At 69.2% G+C, this 17,209-nt stretch carries 14 protein-coding genes; 4 read left to right on the top strand and 10 right to left on the bottom strand.

Annotated features, from left to right (window positions below):
- Positions 1 to 202: 202 nt before the first annotated feature.
- Positions 203 to 1,630 (top strand): MFS transporter, encoded by a 1,428-nt coding sequence (locus KPB06_RS09165; RefSeq protein WP_060010494.1) that lies wholly within the window; start codon positions 203 to 205, stop codon positions 1,628 to 1,630.
- 138 nt (positions 1,631 to 1,768) lie between these two features.
- Here KPB06_RS09165 and KPB06_RS09160 read toward each other — a convergent pair whose 3' ends face one another.
- Both KPB06_RS09160 and KPB06_RS09155 read right to left on the bottom strand, forming a co-directional pair.
- Positions 1,769 to 3,169, bottom strand: a complete 1,401-nt coding sequence (locus KPB06_RS09160) for an LLM class flavin-dependent oxidoreductase (protein ID WP_275905321.1) — start codon at positions 3,167 to 3,169, stop codon at positions 1,769 to 1,771.
- Positions 3,166 to 4,425: an acyl-CoA dehydrogenase family protein gene (locus KPB06_RS09155; RefSeq protein ID WP_275905322.1), complete on the bottom strand. Its 1,260-nt coding sequence runs from the start codon at positions 4,423 to 4,425 to the stop codon at positions 3,166 to 3,168. The genes KPB06_RS09160 and KPB06_RS09155 overlap by 4 nt, the downstream gene beginning before the upstream one ends.
- 290 nt (positions 4,426 to 4,715) lie before the next feature.
- On the opposite strand from KPB06_RS09155, the gene KPB06_RS09150 reads away from it, so the two are divergent.
- Positions 4,716 to 5,954, top strand: a complete 1,239-nt coding sequence (locus KPB06_RS09150; protein ID WP_275905323.1) for an SfnB family sulfur acquisition oxidoreductase — start codon at positions 4,716 to 4,718, stop codon at positions 5,952 to 5,954.
- 42 nt (positions 5,955 to 5,996) lie between these two features.
- On the opposite strand, the gene KPB06_RS09145 is transcribed toward KPB06_RS09150, so the two are convergent.
- From KPB06_RS09145 to KPB06_RS09110, 8 genes are all read right to left on the bottom strand, one after another.
- Positions 5,997 to 6,824 carry an ABC transporter permease gene (locus tag KPB06_RS09145; protein ID WP_059577726.1) on the bottom strand — a complete coding sequence of 276 codons (828 nt, stop codon included), beginning with the start codon at positions 6,822 to 6,824 and terminating at the stop codon, positions 5,997 to 5,999.
- Positions 6,817 to 8,007 carry an ABC transporter substrate-binding protein gene (locus KPB06_RS09140; protein ID WP_275905324.1) on the bottom strand — a complete coding sequence of 397 codons (1,191 nt, stop codon included), beginning with the start codon at positions 8,005 to 8,007 and terminating at the stop codon, positions 6,817 to 6,819. Before KPB06_RS09140 ends, KPB06_RS09145 begins: the two co-directional genes overlap by 8 nt.
- Positions 8,008 to 8,027: 20 nt before the next feature.
- Positions 8,028 to 8,822, bottom strand: a complete 795-nt coding sequence (locus KPB06_RS09135) for an ABC transporter ATP-binding protein (protein WP_275905325.1) — start codon at positions 8,820 to 8,822, stop codon at positions 8,028 to 8,030.
- A complete protein-coding gene (locus KPB06_RS09130; protein ID WP_275905326.1) occupies positions 8,819 to 9,934 on the bottom strand; it encodes an acyl-CoA dehydrogenase family protein in 1,116 nt (371 codons plus the stop codon). Before KPB06_RS09130 ends, KPB06_RS09135 begins: the two co-directional genes overlap by 4 nt.
- Complete coding sequence (locus KPB06_RS09125) at positions 9,907 to 10,473, bottom strand: carboxymuconolactone decarboxylase family protein (protein ID WP_059577736.1); 567 nt, start codon at positions 10,471 to 10,473, stop codon at positions 9,907 to 9,909. Before KPB06_RS09125 ends, KPB06_RS09130 begins: the two co-directional genes overlap by 28 nt.
- A gap of 127 nt (positions 10,474 to 10,600) precedes the next feature.
- Positions 10,601 to 11,560, bottom strand: a complete 960-nt coding sequence (locus KPB06_RS09120) for an AraC family transcriptional regulator (protein ID WP_059637641.1) — start codon at positions 11,558 to 11,560, stop codon at positions 10,601 to 10,603.
- A 175-nt stretch (positions 11,561 to 11,735) separates the two neighbouring features.
- Positions 11,736 to 12,824: an aldose epimerase family protein gene (locus KPB06_RS09115; RefSeq protein ID WP_275905327.1), complete on the bottom strand. Its 1,089-nt coding sequence runs from the start codon at positions 12,822 to 12,824 to the stop codon at positions 11,736 to 11,738.
- 27 nt (positions 12,825 to 12,851) lie between these two features.
- The gene (locus tag KPB06_RS09110) at positions 12,852 to 14,045 is read right to left on the bottom strand and encodes a XylR family transcriptional regulator (protein WP_275905328.1); all 1,194 of its coding nucleotides are present in this window, start codon (positions 14,043 to 14,045) and stop codon (positions 12,852 to 12,854) included.
- 263 nt (positions 14,046 to 14,308) lie between these two features.
- Here KPB06_RS09110 and xylA point away from each other — a divergent pair, with 263 nt between their 5' ends.
- Positions 14,309 to 15,631, top strand: a complete 1,323-nt coding sequence (gene xylA / locus KPB06_RS09105) for a xylose isomerase (RefSeq protein WP_059578027.1) — start codon at positions 14,309 to 14,311, stop codon at positions 15,629 to 15,631.
- A gap of 4 nt (positions 15,632 to 15,635) precedes the next feature.
- The gene (xylB, locus tag KPB06_RS09100) at positions 15,636 to 17,114 is read left to right on the top strand and encodes a xylulokinase (RefSeq protein ID WP_275905329.1); all 1,479 of its coding nucleotides are present in this window, start codon (positions 15,636 to 15,638) and stop codon (positions 17,112 to 17,114) included.
- Positions 17,115 to 17,209: the final 95 nt, after the last annotated feature.

Raw genomic sequence — 17,209 nt, 5'->3', positions numbered from 1 at the left:
CCGATTAATTTATCGGTTTATATCGCTTGGGATTGCCGGGCCTGGAGAACAGAATTTCCGGTGCCGGCAAGCGACGCATTCGACGACGGCCGGAACGCATTCGTTCGACGGCCCGGGCCGCGATGCCCCTGTCGCGGCGGCCGGCATCCTGCAAACTTCGCCGCTCATTCGCCGGCCATCCGGCGACACACTAAGGAATCCGATGAGTTCGATCGACCTGAGCCCCGTTACGCCGGTTTCTTCCCCCATCCGCTCGGCCAGCGACGTCGCGCGCCTGATCAACACGGTCGACAGTTCGGTCAGCCATGCACGGATGATCGTGCTGCTGGCGCTCGGCGGCGTGTTTCTCGACGCGTACGACCTGACGACGCTGTCCTACGGCATCGACGACGTGACGCGCGAATTCGGGCTGACGCCCGCGCTGACCGGGCTCGTCGGGTCGGCGATCATGATCGGCACGATCTTCGGCAGCCTGATCGGCGGCTGGCTGACCGACCGGATCGGCCGCTACCAGGTGTTCATGGCCGACATGCTGTTCTTCGTGGTCGCGGCGATCGCGGCCGGGCTCGCGCCGAACGTCTGGGTGCTGATCGCCGCCCGCTTCGTGATGGGGCTCGGCGTCGGCATCGACCTGCCGGTCGCGATGGCGTTTCTCGCGGAATTCTCGAAGTTCAACGGCCGCGGCAACAAGGCGTCGCGGCTCGCCGCGTGGTGCCCGATGTGGTACGTCGCGTCGTCGGTGTGCTTCCTGCTGATCTTCGGCCTGTACTTCCTGCTGCCGGCCGAGCATGCGGGATGGCTGTGGCGCGCGTCGCTGATCTTCGGTGCGGTGCCGGCGCTCGTCATCATCCTGTTCCGCAACCGCTTCATGAACGAATCCCCGCTGTGGGCCGCGAATCAGGGCGATCTGGCCAACGCCGCGCGCATCCTGCGCCAGTCGTACGGCATTCACGCGCACGAAGCGCAGGACGTGCGACGCGAGCCGAGCCCGCCGCCGGTGCGGATTCGCGTGCTGTTCCGGCGCCCGTATCTCGGGCGCACGATCGTCGCCAGCGTGATGAACCTGTGCATCCCGTTCGAATACACGGCGATCGCGTTCTTCCTGCCGTCGATCCTGTCGCAATTTCTCGGCGCGGGCGTGTTTGAGACGATCGCGGCATCGCTCGCATTGAACGTGCTGTTCGCGTTCACCGGCGGCTTGCTCGGCATGCGTCTCGCATATCGGTATGCGTCGCGTCATGTCGCGATCGCGGGGTTCGCGCTGCAAACGGTCGCGCTCGTCGCGCTTGCGCTCGCAGGCCATCCGCACGGGGCGATCGCGGTCGGTGTCGTGTTGCTGATGCTCGGTACGTGGTTGTTCGCCGAAGGCTTCGGCCCCGGCGCGCAGATGATGATCTATCCGACGCTGTCGTATCCGGCCGCGATCCGCGGCACCGGTGTCGGCTTCGGGCGGTCGCTGTGCGGCATCGGCCAGGCGCTCGCGCTGTTCGTGCTGCCGATCCTGCAAGCCCGCCTCGGCACCGACATGTTCTGGGTCGTCGCGATCAGCGCGGTCACGCCGATCGTGTTCCTGCTGATCGTGAGGTATGAACCGACGGCGCACGACGTCGACGACGAAAGCGCGGCGTAAGCGCTGACCGGGGCGCTCGCCGTTGCCCCGGAAAATACGCACGGCTTCGTCGAACTGCACGAAGCCGTTTGTGGTGAAGCTGAAGCCGGTCGCCGCGCGAATGCGGACAGCCCGGCTTCGACGTTGTTGGACGTGCCGTTAAGCGCTGACCGCTTCGCGCTCGGCCGCGCGCTTGACCTGTTCGATATCGCGAAACCGCGCGGCGGGATGCTCGTCCGGCAACCGCGCCGTGCCGCCGAACAATTTTTCGCGCAGCGTGCCCGGCGCATACGCGGTCGGATACACGCCGCGCCGCTGCAACTCCGGCACGAGATGGCGCACGACATCCTCGAAGGTTTCATGCGCGACCGCATACGCGAGATTGAAGCCGTCCACGTCGGTCGCTGCCACCCATTCCTGCAGGATGTCCGCGACGGTCGCCGCCGACCCGGCGAACACCGGGCCCATGCCGCCGATGCCGCCCCAAGCCGCCAGCGCCTCGATCGTCCACGCGGTGTCGCCGCCCGACAGGTGCTCGACCGCCGACACGATCGCGTTCGTGTCGACGCGCCGGACGGGATCGGTCGGCGCGTACTGGCCGAAGTCGATGCCGGTCCAGCCGGACATGAACACCAGCGAGCCGTCGTACGACACGTAGCGGCGATACTCGTCGAACTTGGCCTGCGCCTTCTCGTCGGTCTCGTCGACGATCACCGTGACGAGGTTGTAGATCAGCACCTTCGCCGGGTCGCGCCCGGCGGCCGCGGCCTGCGCGCGCACGTCGGCCACGTAGCGCGCGAGCTGATCGCGGGTCGGCGCGGCGACGAACACGCATTCGGCGTGCTGCGCGGCGAACGCCTTGCCGGGGCCCGACGCGCCGGCCTGGAACAGCACCGGCGTGCGCTGCGGCGACGGCTCGCACAGGTGATAGCCGGGCACGTCGAAGAAGCGGCCCTTGTGGCCGATCTCGTGCACTTTCTCCGGATGCGTGAACACGCGGCCGTCGCGATCGCGCACCACCGCGCCGTCTTCCCAACTGCCTTCGAACAGCTTGTACAGCACCTCGACGTACTCGGCCGCGACCGCATAGCGGTCGTCGTGCGTGCGCAGCCCGTGATCGCCGACGTTCTTCGCGCCGCTCTCCAGATACGACGTGACGATGTTCCACGCGAGCCGGCCCTTCGTGTGATGGTCCGCGGTCGACAGCCGGCGCGCGAACGTGTACGGGTGCTCGAACGTCGTCGACGCGGTGATGCCGATGCCGAGATGCTCGGTCGCCATCGCGATCGGCGCGGCCAGTTGCAGCGGATCGTTGACCGGGATCTGCGCGGCCTGGTGCAGCGCGTGATAGTTGCTGCCCTTGTACACGTCGTAGTAGCCGATCACGTCCGCGATGAAGATCGCATCGAAGATCCCGCGTTCGAGCACGCGCGCGAGGTCGGTCCAGTAGTCGAGATCCTTGTACTGCCACGAGCGGTCGCGCGGATGCGCCCACAGGCCGGGCGACTGGTGACCGACGCAGTTCATCTCGAACGCGTTGAAGCGGATGGTCTTGCTCATCGCGCGGCTCCGGTTTCCGCACCGGCGCCTGCGCCGTTACCCACGCGCCACACGAACGGCGGCGTGCGGCCGTTGATGATCCAGTCGCCGACGATGCGCGCCTTGTACACGAGCGGGTTGTGCGACGACACCGTGCGGGCGTTGCGCCAGTGGCGATCGAGCGCGGTCGTGCTGCGGGTCGCGGACGCGCCGAGCGCGTCGAACAGGCGCGTCGCCGCGCGCAGCACGAGTTCGGACACGACGAGCTGGCTCTGCGCGGATTCGATTTCGGCCGCGACGTTCGCGGTCTGCTCGGCCGCTTCGTCGCCGCCGAAGCGCGCTTCATAGGCTTGCTGAAGCGGCTGCGCGGCGCGCAGCGCGAGCGCGTCGGCCGCGTACGCCCATGACGCGATCTCGCCGATTACCTGCTGCAACTGCGCATCGTCGCCCGCACGCTGCGCATTGCCGTGGCTGTACACGCGCGTGCGGTTGCGCACGAGCTCGCCCGCGTCGCGCACGATCGCGTGGCCGATCCCGGCCAGCGTCGCGACGTGGAACAACTGGTAGAACGCGGTCTGGTACTTGAAGCGGCGCGCGAAATCGATCACGTTGTCCGGGTCGACCGCCGCATTCTCGAAACGCGTCGTGCCGCTGCCGGTGGTGGTCTGACCGAAGCCGTCCCAGTCGTCGTCGCGGATCACGCCGGGCTGCGCGGTCGCGACGGCGACGATCACGTCGCTGCCGTCGTGCGCGCGCTGCGCGAACACGTCGATCCAGTCGGCGAACAGGCTGCCGGTGCTGTAGAACTTCCGGCCGTTCAGCACGAGCCGGCCGTTCTGCTCCGACACCTTCGTGACGGTCTGGCCGAGCGGCACGTCGCCGGCTTCCGACCACGCATTGCCGACGAGCTGGCCGCTCGCGAAGCGGTCGAACCAGGTCGTGCGCCGCGGCCCGGCCGGCGCATTGAGCCAGTCCTCGACGAACGCGAAGTGCCCGCGCAATGCCTGCGGCAAATTGGAATCGGCGGCGGCGAGCTCGGTCAGCAGCCGGAACAACTGCGGCAGCGATGCGCCGGCGCCGCCGGCGCTCACAGGCAAACGTATCGCGCCGAAGCCGGCCGATTTGAGCCAGCCGATCGCCTCGTGCGGCAATTCGCGGCGGCGATCGCGCTCGGCGGTGCCGGCGGCAATGCGCTCGAAGATCGGCCGGAACCGGCTCGCGAGTGCATCGTAATCGGTACCGGTGGAAAGGTCGGGAACTGCGTGCGATGAAGTCATGCGGATTTCCTCGAAGAGCGTGGCCGTTTGCGCCGGGAGCCCAGTATAGGAAGCGCGACGCGGGCGTTCCAATAACGGATTCTCGGATCGTTATCGTCGCTGCGTATTACCGTCGCCGCGCGACGCGTATCGACGTTCCGGCATCGATTGCGACGTCAAAACGCGCAATCGCCTTCGCCATTCGCGCATCGTTTGTTATCCAAAGGAATATCGTTTCGAGAATCGCTCGGTTTTCCGGCCCGCGCGGCGCTGCTAGATTGAATGCTTTGACCATTCGACAGGAGAGCCCGATGTCAGACACGAGCGCGACGATTCAGGAACGGCCGGCCGATGCACGACCGCAGGCAGCCCGCGTGATCGCCGACGATGCGGAGGCGATCGAGGTCGCGCATGCGCTGGCGCAACGCCTGGCGCAAGGGGCCGCCGAACGCGACCGCGAGCGCCGCCTGCCGCGCGAGGAAATCGAATGGTTCTCGCAGTCGGGGCTGTGGGCGATCACGGTGCCGAAGGCATACGGCGGCGCGGGCGTATCGCATGTGACGCTCACCGAGGTGATCAAGATCGTCGCCGCGGCCGACGCGTCGCTCGGGCAGCTTCCGCAGAATCACTTCGGGCTCGTCGACGTGATCGCGCTCGTCGGCACCGACGCGCAGAAGCGTCATTTCTTCGCCGAAGTGCTGAGCGGCAAGCGGTTCGGCAACGGCTTCTCGGAGAAGGGCACGAAGCACGTGCTCGACCTGAAGACGCGCGTGCGCCGCGACGGCGACGACTATGTCGTCGACGGCACCAAGTTCTACTCGACGGGTGCGCTGTTCGCGCACTACGTGCCGGTGCTCGGGCTCGACGACGCGCGGCAGGCATGGCTTGCGTACGTGCCGCAGCCGACGCCCGGGTTGACCGTGATCGACGACTGGTCGGGCTTCGGCCAGCGCACAACCGCGAGCGGCACGGTCGTGCTCGACGCGGTGCGCGTGCCGGCGTCGCACGTGCTGCCCGCGCAGCGCGTGTCCGACGTGCCGACGCTCAACGGCCCGCTGTCGCAGATCATCCAGGCGGCGATCGACGCGGGTATCGCGAAGGCGGCCATCGACGATACGCTCGCGTTCGTGCGGACCCGCGCGCGGCCGTGGGTCGACAGCGGCGTCGAGCGGGCCGCGGACGACCCGCTGACGATTCGCGAAATCGGCCGGCTGCACATCCAGCTGCATGCGGCCGACGCGTTGCTCGAACGCGCGGCGCGCACGCTCGACGAGATCACGGCAAAGGGCGATGTGACCGAGGACGACGTCGCGCGGGCGTCGGTGGCGGTGGGCGAAGCGAAGGTGCTGACGACCGAGGTCGCGCTGCTCGCGGGCGAGAAGCTGTTCGAGCTGGCCGGCACGCAATCGACGCTCGCCGAGCACAACCTCGACCGCCATTGGCGCAACGCGCGCACGCACACGCTGCACGATCCGGTGCGGTGGAAATATCACCTCGTCGGCAACTACTATCTGAACGGCGCGCGCCCGGCGCGCCATGCGTGGAATTGACACGCGGGCGGCAAGCGGCTCGTCCGGCCGCCGCGCATCGCGCTAGCGGTCGGACGCCAGCAGCGCGCGGGTCAACCCCCGCGCGATGCCGTCGAGCGTGAAGCCCAGTGCGCCGATCACGACGATCACCGCGGTCAGTTCCGCATACGCGAGCCGGTCGCGCGTGTCGAGGATCAGGTAGCCGAGGCCCGCGTTGACGCCGAGCATCTCGGCGGGCACGAGCACGATCCACAGGATGCCGATCGCGAGCCGGATGCCGTTGAGCAGCGGCCCCGCGATGGCGGGCAGCACGATGTGCACCAGCAGCTCGCGGCGGGTGGCCGCGAGGCTTGCGCCGAGCTGCAGCCAGCGCCGGTCGATCTGCGCGACGCCGGCCGCCGTGCTCATCAGCACCGGCCACAACGCGGCGAACCCGAGCAGGAAGTAGATCGCGCGATCGCCGATGCCGAACGACATGACCGCGAGCGGCATCCACGACAGCGGCGACACCATGCGCAGAAACTGGAACGTCGGCGACAGCATCCGCTCGACCCATCGCACGCGGCCGAGCAACAGCCCGAGCGGGACGCCGGCCAGCAGCGCCGCGCCGAGCCCGACGCCGATGCGTCGCAGGCTGACGAGCGCGTGTTCGACGAGATGATCGTCCGCGCACAGCGATCGCAGGCTGGTGAACGCGCTGTCCGGCGCGAACTGCCGGCCGAGCGAGCCGGGCTCGGTCAACACGTGGATCGCGGCCCACCAGACGACGATCGTCGCCACGAGCCCGGCGACGCCGAGCCATCCCGCGGCAACGCGTGCCGGGTAGCGGGAGCCGCCGCTGCGGCGCGTGTCGGGTGCGGCCGAGCGGCGGGTGGCGAGCGCGTCAGACAACGATGATCTCCTCGCGCTGGAACGCGCCCGGCTGACCGAACGCGGTCAGCCCGCCGACCGCGTCGATGCTCTTGCGCACGAACCGGTCGTCGACGAGATCGCGGGCCGCGAATGCCGGGTCCAGCGACGCGAGGAAGGCGCCGTCGCCGTCGACCACCGTGCGTTTCAGCCGTTGAACCAGCGCCTCGGTATAGCTCGGGAACGGATACGGCTGGAAGTCGATCCGCTTCGCGTGCCAGTCGGCATGGCGGATCGCGCCGCTCGCCCGATACGTGTCGGCCAGCGACGCCGACGGCACGAGCACGCGGTCGAGCGACGCGAGCGTATGCGGCGAATAGCGGTGCGTGCCGTCCTTCGACAGCAACTGCGCGGTTTCCTGCGAATGCGCGCGCGCCCACAGCTGCGCCTTCACGATCGCGTTGACGACCTTTTGCGACCACGCGGGGCGCTGCGTCAGATCGTGCTCATGCATGAACACGACGCAGCATGCATGGTTCTTCCAGACATCGCCGGTAAAGCGCAGGATCTTGCCGATCTTCATCAGTTCCGCGGTCGCGTTGAACGGCTCCGCGACGATATACCCGGCGATCTGGCGCGCGGCGAGCGCGGGCAGCATGTCCGACGGCGCCATCACGACGAGGTTGACCTCGTTCGCCGCGGGCGTGCCGCGCCGCTTGAGCACGGGCACGAGCCCTTGCTGACGCAGCAGGTCCTGCAGCACGACGTTGTGAATCGAGTACCAGAACGGAATCGCGACGGTCTTGCCGCCGAGATCGCGCAGCGAATCGATGTCGGGCGCGACCGTGATCCCGGAGCCGTTCACGTGGTTCCAGGCGACCACCTTCGCCGGTGCGCGGCTGCCGTAGCGCGCCCAAAGCGTCATCGGCGACAGCAGATGCACGACGTTGACCTGGCCCGACAGGAATGCCTCGACGAGCTGCGCCCAGCTGCGCAGCAGCTTCGGTTGCTCGACGGTCAGGCCTTCGGACGCGAAATAGCCGTTGTTGTGGGCCACCAGCAACGGGGCCGCGTCGGTGATCGGCAGATAGCCGATCCGGACCGGCGCATCCGGTTCGGCCGCGGCGTGCGCGTTCGCCATCGAGAGCAACGGGGCGGCGCCCGTCGCGGTGAACAGGGCCGCGAGCTTCAGCCATTCGCGGCGCGACATCGGAATCTGGCACATGGATAGGCGGGTCAGGTCAGTCAGTTCAGGGAATGAAGTTCGGACGCGTGCGGGCGCTTCATGCCGGCCTGCAACGCCTTCAGGATGTCGATGCGCATCGTGCCGAGTTCGCTGACGAACGCGTCGCGCGGATGCGGTAAATCGACCCGCCACGCGTCGATGAAGCGCCCTTGCGTGCCGAGCAGCACGATGCGATCGGCCACGAGCAGCGCTTCGTCGATGTCGTGGGTCACGAGCACCGTCGCGCAGCGTGTCGTCGACACGATGTTCACCAGCAACTGCTGCATCGCGGCGCGCGTGACTTCGTCGAGCGCCGAGAACGGCTCGTCGAGCAGCAGCGCGTGCGGCTGACGCGCGAGTGCACGCGCCAGCGCCGCGCGCTGCGCCATCCCGCCCGAGAGCTGGGCCGGGCGCAGCGACGCGGCGGCTTCGAGCCCGACCGCGCGCAGCGCCGCGCGGACGCGCTCGCGTTGCTGATCGCGCGTGAGCCGAGCCTGATGCGCGAAGGCGAGGCCGAACGCGACGTTCTTTTCGGTCGACAGCCACGGCAGCAGGCACGGGTCCTGAAACGCGATCGCGATCCGCGGGTGCGGGCCCCGCAGCGTCGTGCCGTCGAGCGACACGGTGCCGGATTGCGGTTGCTCCAGCCCGGCCAGTGCGCGCAGCAGGCTCGACTTGCCGGTCCCGCTCGGGCCGATCAGCGCGACGATTTCGCCGCGATCGACCGACAGCGACACATCGGCAAGCACGGGAGTGCGCCGCTCGCCGCCGTAGCCGAGCGTCAGATGGCGCGCGTCCAGCAGCGGCGGCGTCATGCGGCGATGCTCCGCGTCCGCGCGGCGAGTTGCGCCTTCAGTTGCACGACGCTCGGCGTGACGATCGGAATGAACGCCGCTTCGCGCCAGCGTCGCTCGAAGCCGAGCCCCGCATCGCGCAGATAGCCGCGGCCGCCGCTCGCCTCGAGTTCGAGGTTCGCGGCCGTGGCCACGTGCGTCGCGAGCGCGATGCGCAGCTCGAACAGGCGGTTCGGGTGCAGGCGCAGGCTGCCGTCGGCGATGCCGGACGACAGTTGCGCGCATGCGGCGGCCAGTCCGGCCGCGCAGGATTCGACTTCGGGGCCGAGAATGCCGCGCGTCGTCTCGGCCGCGCGCCGCGCTTCGGCCAGCGCGCGCCGCGCGAGCCCGATCGACAGCCCGCACTGCAAGCCGAGGAAGGCCGGTCGCACCGCGGGCAGGAACGTTTGCGCATCCGGATGGATCAGCCACGCGGTGTCGCTCGGCACGTCGTCGAGATGCAGCGCGGCGGTGTTGCTGCCGCGCAGCGCGATCAGGTCGAGATCCGTGCTGCGCGTCAGGCCGGGCGCGTCATCGGGAATCGCGACGATCGCGGACGGCCTGCCATCGCCGAACGCAACCGCGGCCGCCACGACGAACCGTTCCGTGCGCAGGTTCGTCACCCACGCCATCCTGCCCGTCAGCCGCCAGTCGTCGGCGCTTTCCGCGTGCGGCGTCGCGTCGATCTGAAGCGACTCGATGCCGGACAGATACTTCATCGCGTTCGACAGGCCGCTCGCGCCCGCGCAACGGCCGTCGAGCAGCGCCGGCAGCCAGCGCTCGCGCAGCGCGGCGTTCGGGCTTTGCAGCAGGTATTCGATGAAGCTGCGCTGGCCCCACAGCACGAAGGCCGCGGTCAGCGAACGTTCGGCCACCGCCGCGATGCCCGCGATGGCGTCCGTGGTCGTCCCGCCCGCGCCGCCGAGGCTCGCCGGCACGCCGGTCCGGAACAGGCCGGCCGCCGCGAGACGCGGCACGACGTCCGCCTTCAGCGCGGCGCTCGTGTCGAGCTGCGTGGCGTTCGCGTCGAGCCAGTCGGCGAGCGACGCGTCGAGTGCGGGCGCCGTCAGGCGGCCTGTGTCCGGGGTTCCCATCGGTATGCGGCCAGTTCGGGGTTGAGTTCGTTGCGCGCCAGGTTGTTCGCGAAGTTGCACAGCGTCGCGAGGCTCACGCCCAGCACCACTTCGAGCGCGTTCGCTTCGGTGAAGCCGGCGGCCAGGAATGCGTCGAGCGCGTCGTCGGTCACGCCGCCGCGCGTCGCGATCACGGCGCGCGTGAAGGCCGCGACCGCGTCGAGCCGCGGATCGGCAACCGGCTCGCCGTCGCGCAGTGCGTCGACGTCGGCGCGATCGACATGGGCTTTCTTCAGCGCGGCGGCGGTGTGTCCGGCCACGCAGAACGCACAGCCGTGGACGGCGGCCGCGGTGATCTGCACGGCTTCGCGCTCGGCGAACGTGAGGCCCGCGCGGCTGTTGATCTCCGCGACGGTCAGATAGGTTTCGAGCGCGACCGGCGCATTCGCGAGCGAGCGCACGAGGTTCGGCAGGAAACCGTTCGCGCGCTGCGATTTTTCTAGGAAAGGCTGGCTGGGTGCGGGCGCGGTTTCGACGGTAGGCAAGGGCAGGCGGCTCACAGGATTCTCCGGAGGGGCAGTGCGATCATTGTCGAGGCGGCGCCCCCGCCGGACAATGCGCGAACATCCGCGATTCCTGTGCGTTCGTCCCGCGTCGTGCGTTTCGACGGCGCGCCGGGCCCGTCGGCTAGTGCAGGCGCGCCGCCGATTGCGACGCGTCGTCGCGCCCGCGCCGCCACGCGCCGGGCTGCATGCCCATCGTGCGCTTGAACGCATGCGCAAAGGCCGACTCCGACTGATAGCCGACGAGTTCGCCCGCACGCGAAATCGGCAGGCCCTGTTCCAGCAGGTCCGCCGCGAGCCGCATCCGCACCAGCGTGACGAACTGCATCGGCGGATGGCCGGACGCTTCGCTGAAGTGCTTGCAGAACGCGGTGCGCGACATGTTCGCGAACGCGGCCATCGAGTCGGTGGTCCACGCGTCGGCGGGCGCGTCGATGATCGCGGCGACGAGCGTGCCGAAGCCGGTCCGCTGCATCAGCGACGCGAGCCCGCTGGCGACGGTATCGTGCCCGGCGGCGTCCCGTACCGCATAGAACAGCAGCAGTTCGACCAGCTTGTCGATCAGCGGGGACGGCGCGTCGACGCCGTGACGGCCTTCGGCGCGAATCAGCTCGAACAGCCCGTGGATGCCGCGATAGGCGTCGTCGCCGCGCCGCACGATCAGGTACTCGGGGAAGAGCGACACGATCGCGCGCGACACGGTGGAGTGGAATTCGATGAAACCGCAGGCAAGGCCGACGCTGCCGTCGACCGACGCGTCGAGCGGCTGCATCGACCCGCGTCGCTCGAGCGGGTGGCTGCCCGCGACCGCGCAGGCCTGCGGGTTGACCGGGCTCGGCGACAGCCCGTGCGGCACGTCGCGCAACAGAAAGACGGCTTCACCGGCGGCAACCGGAATGCTGTCCCGCCCGTCGGCGAAGTGAAGCCATGCCGATCCATGCAGGAGGATGTGGAAGCTCGCCTTCGCACGGCCGGCGGTGGACGCCTGCCAGTCGCCGCAATACTGGCCCACGTGGAAAAGCTGGCTTTTCGGCTCCAGGCTGGACAGCAGCCAATGGACGACCTTGTCTGTTTGCGCGGACATTCCGATGCTGGAGGATGGGTGACGCGCCCATGCTACGGGCTGCGCCGCGCCGCTCAAACCAACGAATCGTAGAAAGCATTTTCCTGCCGTCGCAATGTCACGGGAAGCGGCGCGGCATCGCGATCGGCCGGAATTCGCACGGCGCTACCCGGGCGCCGGCGATGCAGCCCGCCCGCTATGCATGCACCCCCACCCGATACCGCGTGGTCTGTCGATACACGTCGCCCGGATGAACGATCACGTCGTCGCGCAGGCCGTCCATGTTGACCTGATTCGGGAAGCCGCCCGCCTCGACGCACAGCGCCGCGTGCCGCACGCACGGCGTGCCGCCGCTCACGCGCAGGCCGTCGAGATAATTGCCCGTATAGAGCTGCAGGCCGTGCTGATCGGTCGATACGGTCAGCTCGCGGCCGCTTTCCGGATCGTAGATTCGCGCGACGGGCCGGACTTCGCGCGCGCCGTTGCCGACGACGTAGCAGTGATCGAAGCCGCGCGCCCGCGCCAGTTGCGCATGCGGCCAGTCGAGGCGCGCGCCGAGCGGCGCGCTGTGCCGGAAATCGAACGCCGTGCCCGTCACGTCGGCCGTGCCGGTCGGGATCAGCGCGTCGTCCACTTCGAGGAACGCGTCGGCGTCGATGTGCAGCAGATGGCCGCGCACGTCGCTGCCCGCGCGCCCGTTCAGGTTGAAGTAGCTGTGATTCGTCAGGTTCAGCGGCGTCGGCGCGTCGGTCCACCCCGTGTAGTCGATCGTCAGCGTGCCGTCGTCGTCGAGCGTGTAGCGCACCTGCACGCTCACGTTGCCGGGGAATCCCGCGTCGCCTTCCGGCGAATCGAGCCGCAGCGTGAGCCCGCCGCCATCGTCGAGCACGTCCCACCGCGCGCGATGAAAGCCGTTCGCGCCGCCGTGCAGCAGATTGCCGTTCTCGTTGCGGTCGAGCAGGTAGTCGACGCCGTCGAGCGTGAAGCGCGCGCCGGCGATCCGGTTCGCCCAGCGGCCGACCGTCGCGCCGAGATAGGCGCCGGATGCGAGGTATTCGGCCGGCGTATCGTGCGCGAGCACGATATCGGCCAAGCGCCCCGTGCGGTCGGGCGCGAGCCACGACACGACGGTCGCGCCGAGGTCGCTGACGACGACGCGCATTCCATGCGCATTGCGCAGCGTATAGCGCCGCACGGGCTCGCCGTCGGGCAACGTGCCCCACGGCTCGGCGTGCACGCGTGCGACGCCGGGCGTCAGGTATGAGGAATCGGTATCGATATGCATGAGTGGAGGTCGGGTGGGCGGCGGGCGTCAGTTCGTGGCGGCCGCGCGTTCCTGATATTCGCGCGGCGTGCAGCCGAGTTCGCGCCGGAACACCGCGTACATGTATTGCAGCGACGTGAAACCGCAACGGATCGCGACTTCGGCGCTCGACGCCTGCCGGCCGGCAAGCAGCGCCTGCGCGGCTTCGAGCTTGTGGCGCAGGATCTCCTGGTGCACGGTGCGCTGCAGTTCGCGCCGGAAGTGCTCCTCGAGCAGCGAGCGCGACACGCCGACATAGTCGGCGACCTGTTCGGTCTTGATCCCCTGGCACGCGTACTGGCGGATGAAATGCCGCGCGCGCATCACGTGCGGGCTCGCCAGCGGCTGGTGGCGCGTCGATTCGAGCACGTTGATGCCGACCGGCGGCACGAGAATGCGCTGCCCGGGAAAGCGTGCGCCGCGCAGCATCCGGTGCAGCAGATGCGCGGCGGTGCGGCCCATTTCCTCGGTGCCCTGGATGACCGACGACAGCGGAATGCGCGTCAGCGTGCGCGTGAGCGGATCGTTGTCGATGCCGATGATCGCGACCTGTTCCGGCACCGCGATGCCGGCGATCAGGCAGGCCTGCAACAGATGCCGCGCGCGTGCATCGGTCACCGCGATCACGCCGACGGGCTTCGGCAGCGCATGCAGCCAGCCGATCAGTTGCTCGATCGCGTGATTCCAGCCCGACGCGCTCGTCGACAGCCCGCGATAGATCGGCGCGTCGAGCCCGTCCGCGTGCGCGAGCCGGTCGAACGCGATCTCGCGCTGCTGCGCCCAGCGGTTCTCCTGCGCGACCGGCAGGCTGTACATCGCGAAGTGCGCGAGTCCCGCGCCGATCAGGTGCGTATAGGCGAGCGACACGAGCTTCGCGTTGTCCGTCGCAATATATGGGACATCGTCCGGGTATTGCGCCGGGTCCTCGTACGACGAGCCGATCGCGACGATCGGCAGCGGCGAGCCGGCGAGCGCGTCGGCGACGGCCGGATCGTCGAAGTCGGCGATGATGCCGTCGCCGTCGAAACGCTCGATGCCGGTGAGCCGGCAGCGGAAATCGTCTTCGAGGAACAGGTCCCACACGACGCGCGTCGTGTGCAGGTACTGGCCGATGCCGCTGATGATCTCGCGGTCGTAGACCTTGTTCGCGTTGAACAGCAGCGCGATGCGGTGCGGTGTCTGGGCGGAAGGGGCGCGTGTCATCTCGGTGTCGGGGCGCGCGCCTTGCGGGCGCGGTGCCATTGTCTCCGGGGCGCGCCCGGGACGGCGGCGCGCGGGTTGGTGTACGGCGATTGTAGGACGGAACGCGCGCCGCACGCAGCGGCTGGCAAGAAACATCAAGCGTGCTGCGCAATTTCGCAATTGCCGGGCGGCAGGCGCGGGGGCACGATCCAGCCAACCGAATTCGGCCGCGTGCGTCGTCGCGATGCACGTTGCGCCGCAACAAGAACCTGCACGGAGACGCCATGTCGTATTTCGAACACATTCCCGCGATTCGCTACGAAGGCCCGCGGTCGGACAACCCGCTCGCCTATCACCACTACGACCCCGAGCGGCGCGTGCTGGGCAAGACGCTCGCCGAGCATCTGCGGATCGCGGTCTGCTATTGGCACACGTTCGTGTGGCCGGGCCACGACATCTTCGGGCAGGCCGCGTTCCAGCGGCCGTGGCAGCAGCCCGGCGACGCGCTCGAGCGCGCGCGGCAGAAGGCCGATGCGGCGTTCGAGTTCTTCACGAAGCTTGGCACGCCGTTCTATACGTTCCACGATACCGACGTCGCGCCGGAAGGTGACAGCCTGCGCGAATACGCGGCCAATTTCGCGCGCATGGTCGACTATCTCGGCGAGCGCCAGCAGGCGAGCGGCGTGCGGCTGCTGTGGGGCACCGCGAACCTGTTCTCGCACCCGCGCTTCGCGGCCGGCGCCGCGACGAACCCGAACCCCGACGTGTTCGCGTGGGCCGCGACCCAGGTGTGCCATGCGCTCGACGCGACCCACCGGCTCGGCGGCGAAAACTACGTGCTGTGGGGCGGCCGCGAAGGCTACGAAACGCTGCTCAATACCGACCTGAAGCGCGAACGCGAGCAGTTCGCGCGCTTTTTGTCGATGGTCGTCGAGCACAAGCACCGGATCGGCTTCAAGGGCGCGCTGCTGATCGAGCCGAAGCCGCAGGAGCCGACCAAGCACCAGTACGACTACGACGTCGCGACCGTGCACGGCTTCCTCGTGCAGTACGGATTGCAGAACGAGATCCGCGTGAACATCGAGGCGAATCACGCGACGCTCGCGGGCCATTCGTTCCATCACGAGATCGCGAACGCATTCGCGCTCGGCGTGTTCGGCAGCGTCGACGCGAACCGCGGCGATCCGCAGAACGGCTGGGACACCGACCAGTTCCCGAACAGCGTCGAGGAACTGACGCTCGCGTTCTACGAGATCCTGCGCCACGGCGGCTTCACGACCGGCGGGATGAACTTCGACTCGAAGGTGCGGCGCCAGAGCATCGACCCGGAAGACCTGTTCTACGGTCACGTCGGCGCGATCGACGTGCTCGCGCTCGCGCTCGAACGCGCGGCGGTGCTGGTCGAGAACGACCGGCTCGACGCGCTGCGCCGGCAGCGCTACGCGCAGTGGGACGACGCGTTCGGCCGCAAGATCCTGTCGGGCGGCTATACGCTGGAGTCGCTCGCGGCCGACGCGCTCGCGCGCGGCGTCGACCCGCGGCACGTGAGCGGCGCGCAGGAGCGGCTCGAGAACATCGTGAACCAGGCGATCTACGGGCTGCGCTGACGCCATGTACATCGGACTCGATCTCGGCACGTCCGGCGTGAAGGCGGTGCTGCTCGACCGCGACGGCGCGGTGCGCGCGAGCGCGAACCGCCCGCTGACGGTGAGCCGGCCGCAGCCGCGCTGGTCCGAACAGGCGCCGCGCGACTGGTGGGACGCCGCATGCGGCGCGCTCGCCGCGCTCGTGGCGGATGCACGCGCGGCCGGCATCGACCCGCGCGACATCCACGCACTCGGGTTGACCGGTCAGATGCACGGCGCGACGCTGCTCGATGCGCATGGCGACGTGCTGCGCCCCGCGATCTTGTGGAACGACGGCCGGGCGGACGCCGAGTGCGAGGAGCTCGAACGGCTCGCGCCCGCGCTGCGCACGGTGGCCGGCAACGTCGCGATGCCGGGCTTCACGGCGCCCAAGCTGCTGTGGGTGCGTCGGCACGAACCCGACGTGTTCGCGCGCATCGCCTACGTGCTGCTGCCGAAGGATTATCTGCGTTACCGGCTGACCGGCGCGTTCGCGACCGATCCGTCGGATGCCGCCGGCACGCTGTGGCTCGACGTCGCGAAGCGCGACTACGACGACACGCTGCTCGCTGCGTGCGGGCTGTCGCGCACGCAGATGCCGGCCGTGTTCGAGGGCAACGCGGTGACCGGCACGCTGCTGCCGGCCGTCGCGCGCGCGCTCGGATTGCGCGAGATTCCGGTGGTGGCCGGCGGCGGCGACAACGCGGCCGGCGCGGTGGGCGTCGGGATCGTGCGGCCCGGCGACGCGCTGCTGTCGCTCGGCACGTCGGGCGTGTATTTCGCGGTGTCGGACGGGTTTCGCGCGAATCCCGAATCGGCGGTGCACAGCTTCTGTCATGCGCTGCCCGATACGTGGCACCTGATGTCCGTGATGCTGAACGCGGCCGGCTGCGTCGACTTCACCGCGCAACTGGCCGGTTACGACGGCGTCGCGGCGCTGCTCGACGATGCGCAGACCCACGCACGCGAGAGCCGGCCGTGGTTCCTGCCGTACCTGAGCGGCGAGCGCACGCCGCACAACGACGTGAACGCGAAGGGCGTGTTCTACGGGCTCACGCCCGACACGCGGCGCGCGGATCTCGCGAACGCGACGCTCGAAGGCGTCGGCTTCGCGCTGCTCGACGGCATCGACGCGCTGCATGCGGCCGGGCTCGCGCCCGAGCGCATCACGGTGATCGGCGGCGGCTCGCGCAGCGCGTACTGGACGCAGATGCTCGCCGACCTGAGCGGCCGTGCGCTGACGCTGCGCGCGGGCGGCGAGATCGGGCCGGCGCTGGGCGCCGCGCGCCTCGCCCGTCTCGCGCTCGAACCGGATGCGGCGCTTGCCGACGTGTGCCCGCAGCCGAGCGTCGTCGCGGTGCGCGAGCCCGATGCCGGGCGGCACGCGTGGTATCGCGACGTGCGGCGGCCGACGTTTCGCGCGCTGTACCGTGCGCTCGAACCGGTATTCGCGACGGGCGCTTGACCGGCGGTGCGCCGGCGCGAACCCGCGCGCGGCAGTGACTCGATGCGGGCGGTGCAATCCGGCGGCCGCCCGCGATTCGTGAGGTGGTTCCATAA

The sequence above is a fragment of the Burkholderia semiarida genome (assembly GCF_029268935.1).
In the GTDB taxonomy this organism is placed as follows: domain Bacteria; phylum Pseudomonadota; class Gammaproteobacteria; order Burkholderiales; family Burkholderiaceae; genus Burkholderia; species Burkholderia semiarida.
The sequence above is the reverse complement of the archived record's forward strand: the minus strand, read 5'-3'. Positions and strand labels throughout refer to the sequence as shown.

Coding starts and splice junctions, on each gene's coding strand:
- KPB06_RS09165 (WP_060010494.1), top strand. CDS start 203: ATGAGTTCGATCGACCTGAGCCCCGTTACGCCGGTTTCTTCCCCCATC.
- KPB06_RS09160 (WP_275905321.1), bottom strand. CDS start 3,169: ATGAGCAAGACCATCCGCTTCAACGCGTTCGAGATGAACTGCGTCGGT.
- KPB06_RS09155 (WP_275905322.1), bottom strand. CDS start 4,425: ATGACTTCATCGCACGCAGTTCCCGACCTTTCCACCGGTACCGATTAC.
- KPB06_RS09150 (WP_275905323.1), top strand. CDS start 4,716: ATGTCAGACACGAGCGCGACGATTCAGGAACGGCCGGCCGATGCACGA.
- KPB06_RS09140 (WP_275905324.1), bottom strand. CDS start 8,007: ATGTGCCAGATTCCGATGTCGCGCCGCGAATGGCTGAAGCTCGCGGCC.
- KPB06_RS09135 (WP_275905325.1), bottom strand. CDS start 8,822: ATGACGCCGCCGCTGCTGGACGCGCGCCATCTGACGCTCGGCTACGGC.
- KPB06_RS09130 (WP_275905326.1), bottom strand. CDS start 9,934: ATGGGAACCCCGGACACAGGCCGCCTGACGGCGCCCGCACTCGACGCG.
- KPB06_RS09120 (WP_059637641.1), bottom strand. CDS start 11,560: ATGTCCGCGCAAACAGACAAGGTCGTCCATTGGCTGCTGTCCAGCCTG.
- KPB06_RS09115 (WP_275905327.1), bottom strand. CDS start 12,824: ATGCATATCGATACCGATTCCTCATACCTGACGCCCGGCGTCGCACGC.
- KPB06_RS09110 (WP_275905328.1), bottom strand. CDS start 14,045: ATGACACGCGCCCCTTCCGCCCAGACACCGCACCGCATCGCGCTGCTG.
- xylA (WP_059578027.1), top strand. CDS start 14,309: ATGTCGTATTTCGAACACATTCCCGCGATTCGCTACGAAGGCCCGCGG.
- xylB (WP_275905329.1), top strand. CDS start 15,636: ATGTACATCGGACTCGATCTCGGCACGTCCGGCGTGAAGGCGGTGCTG.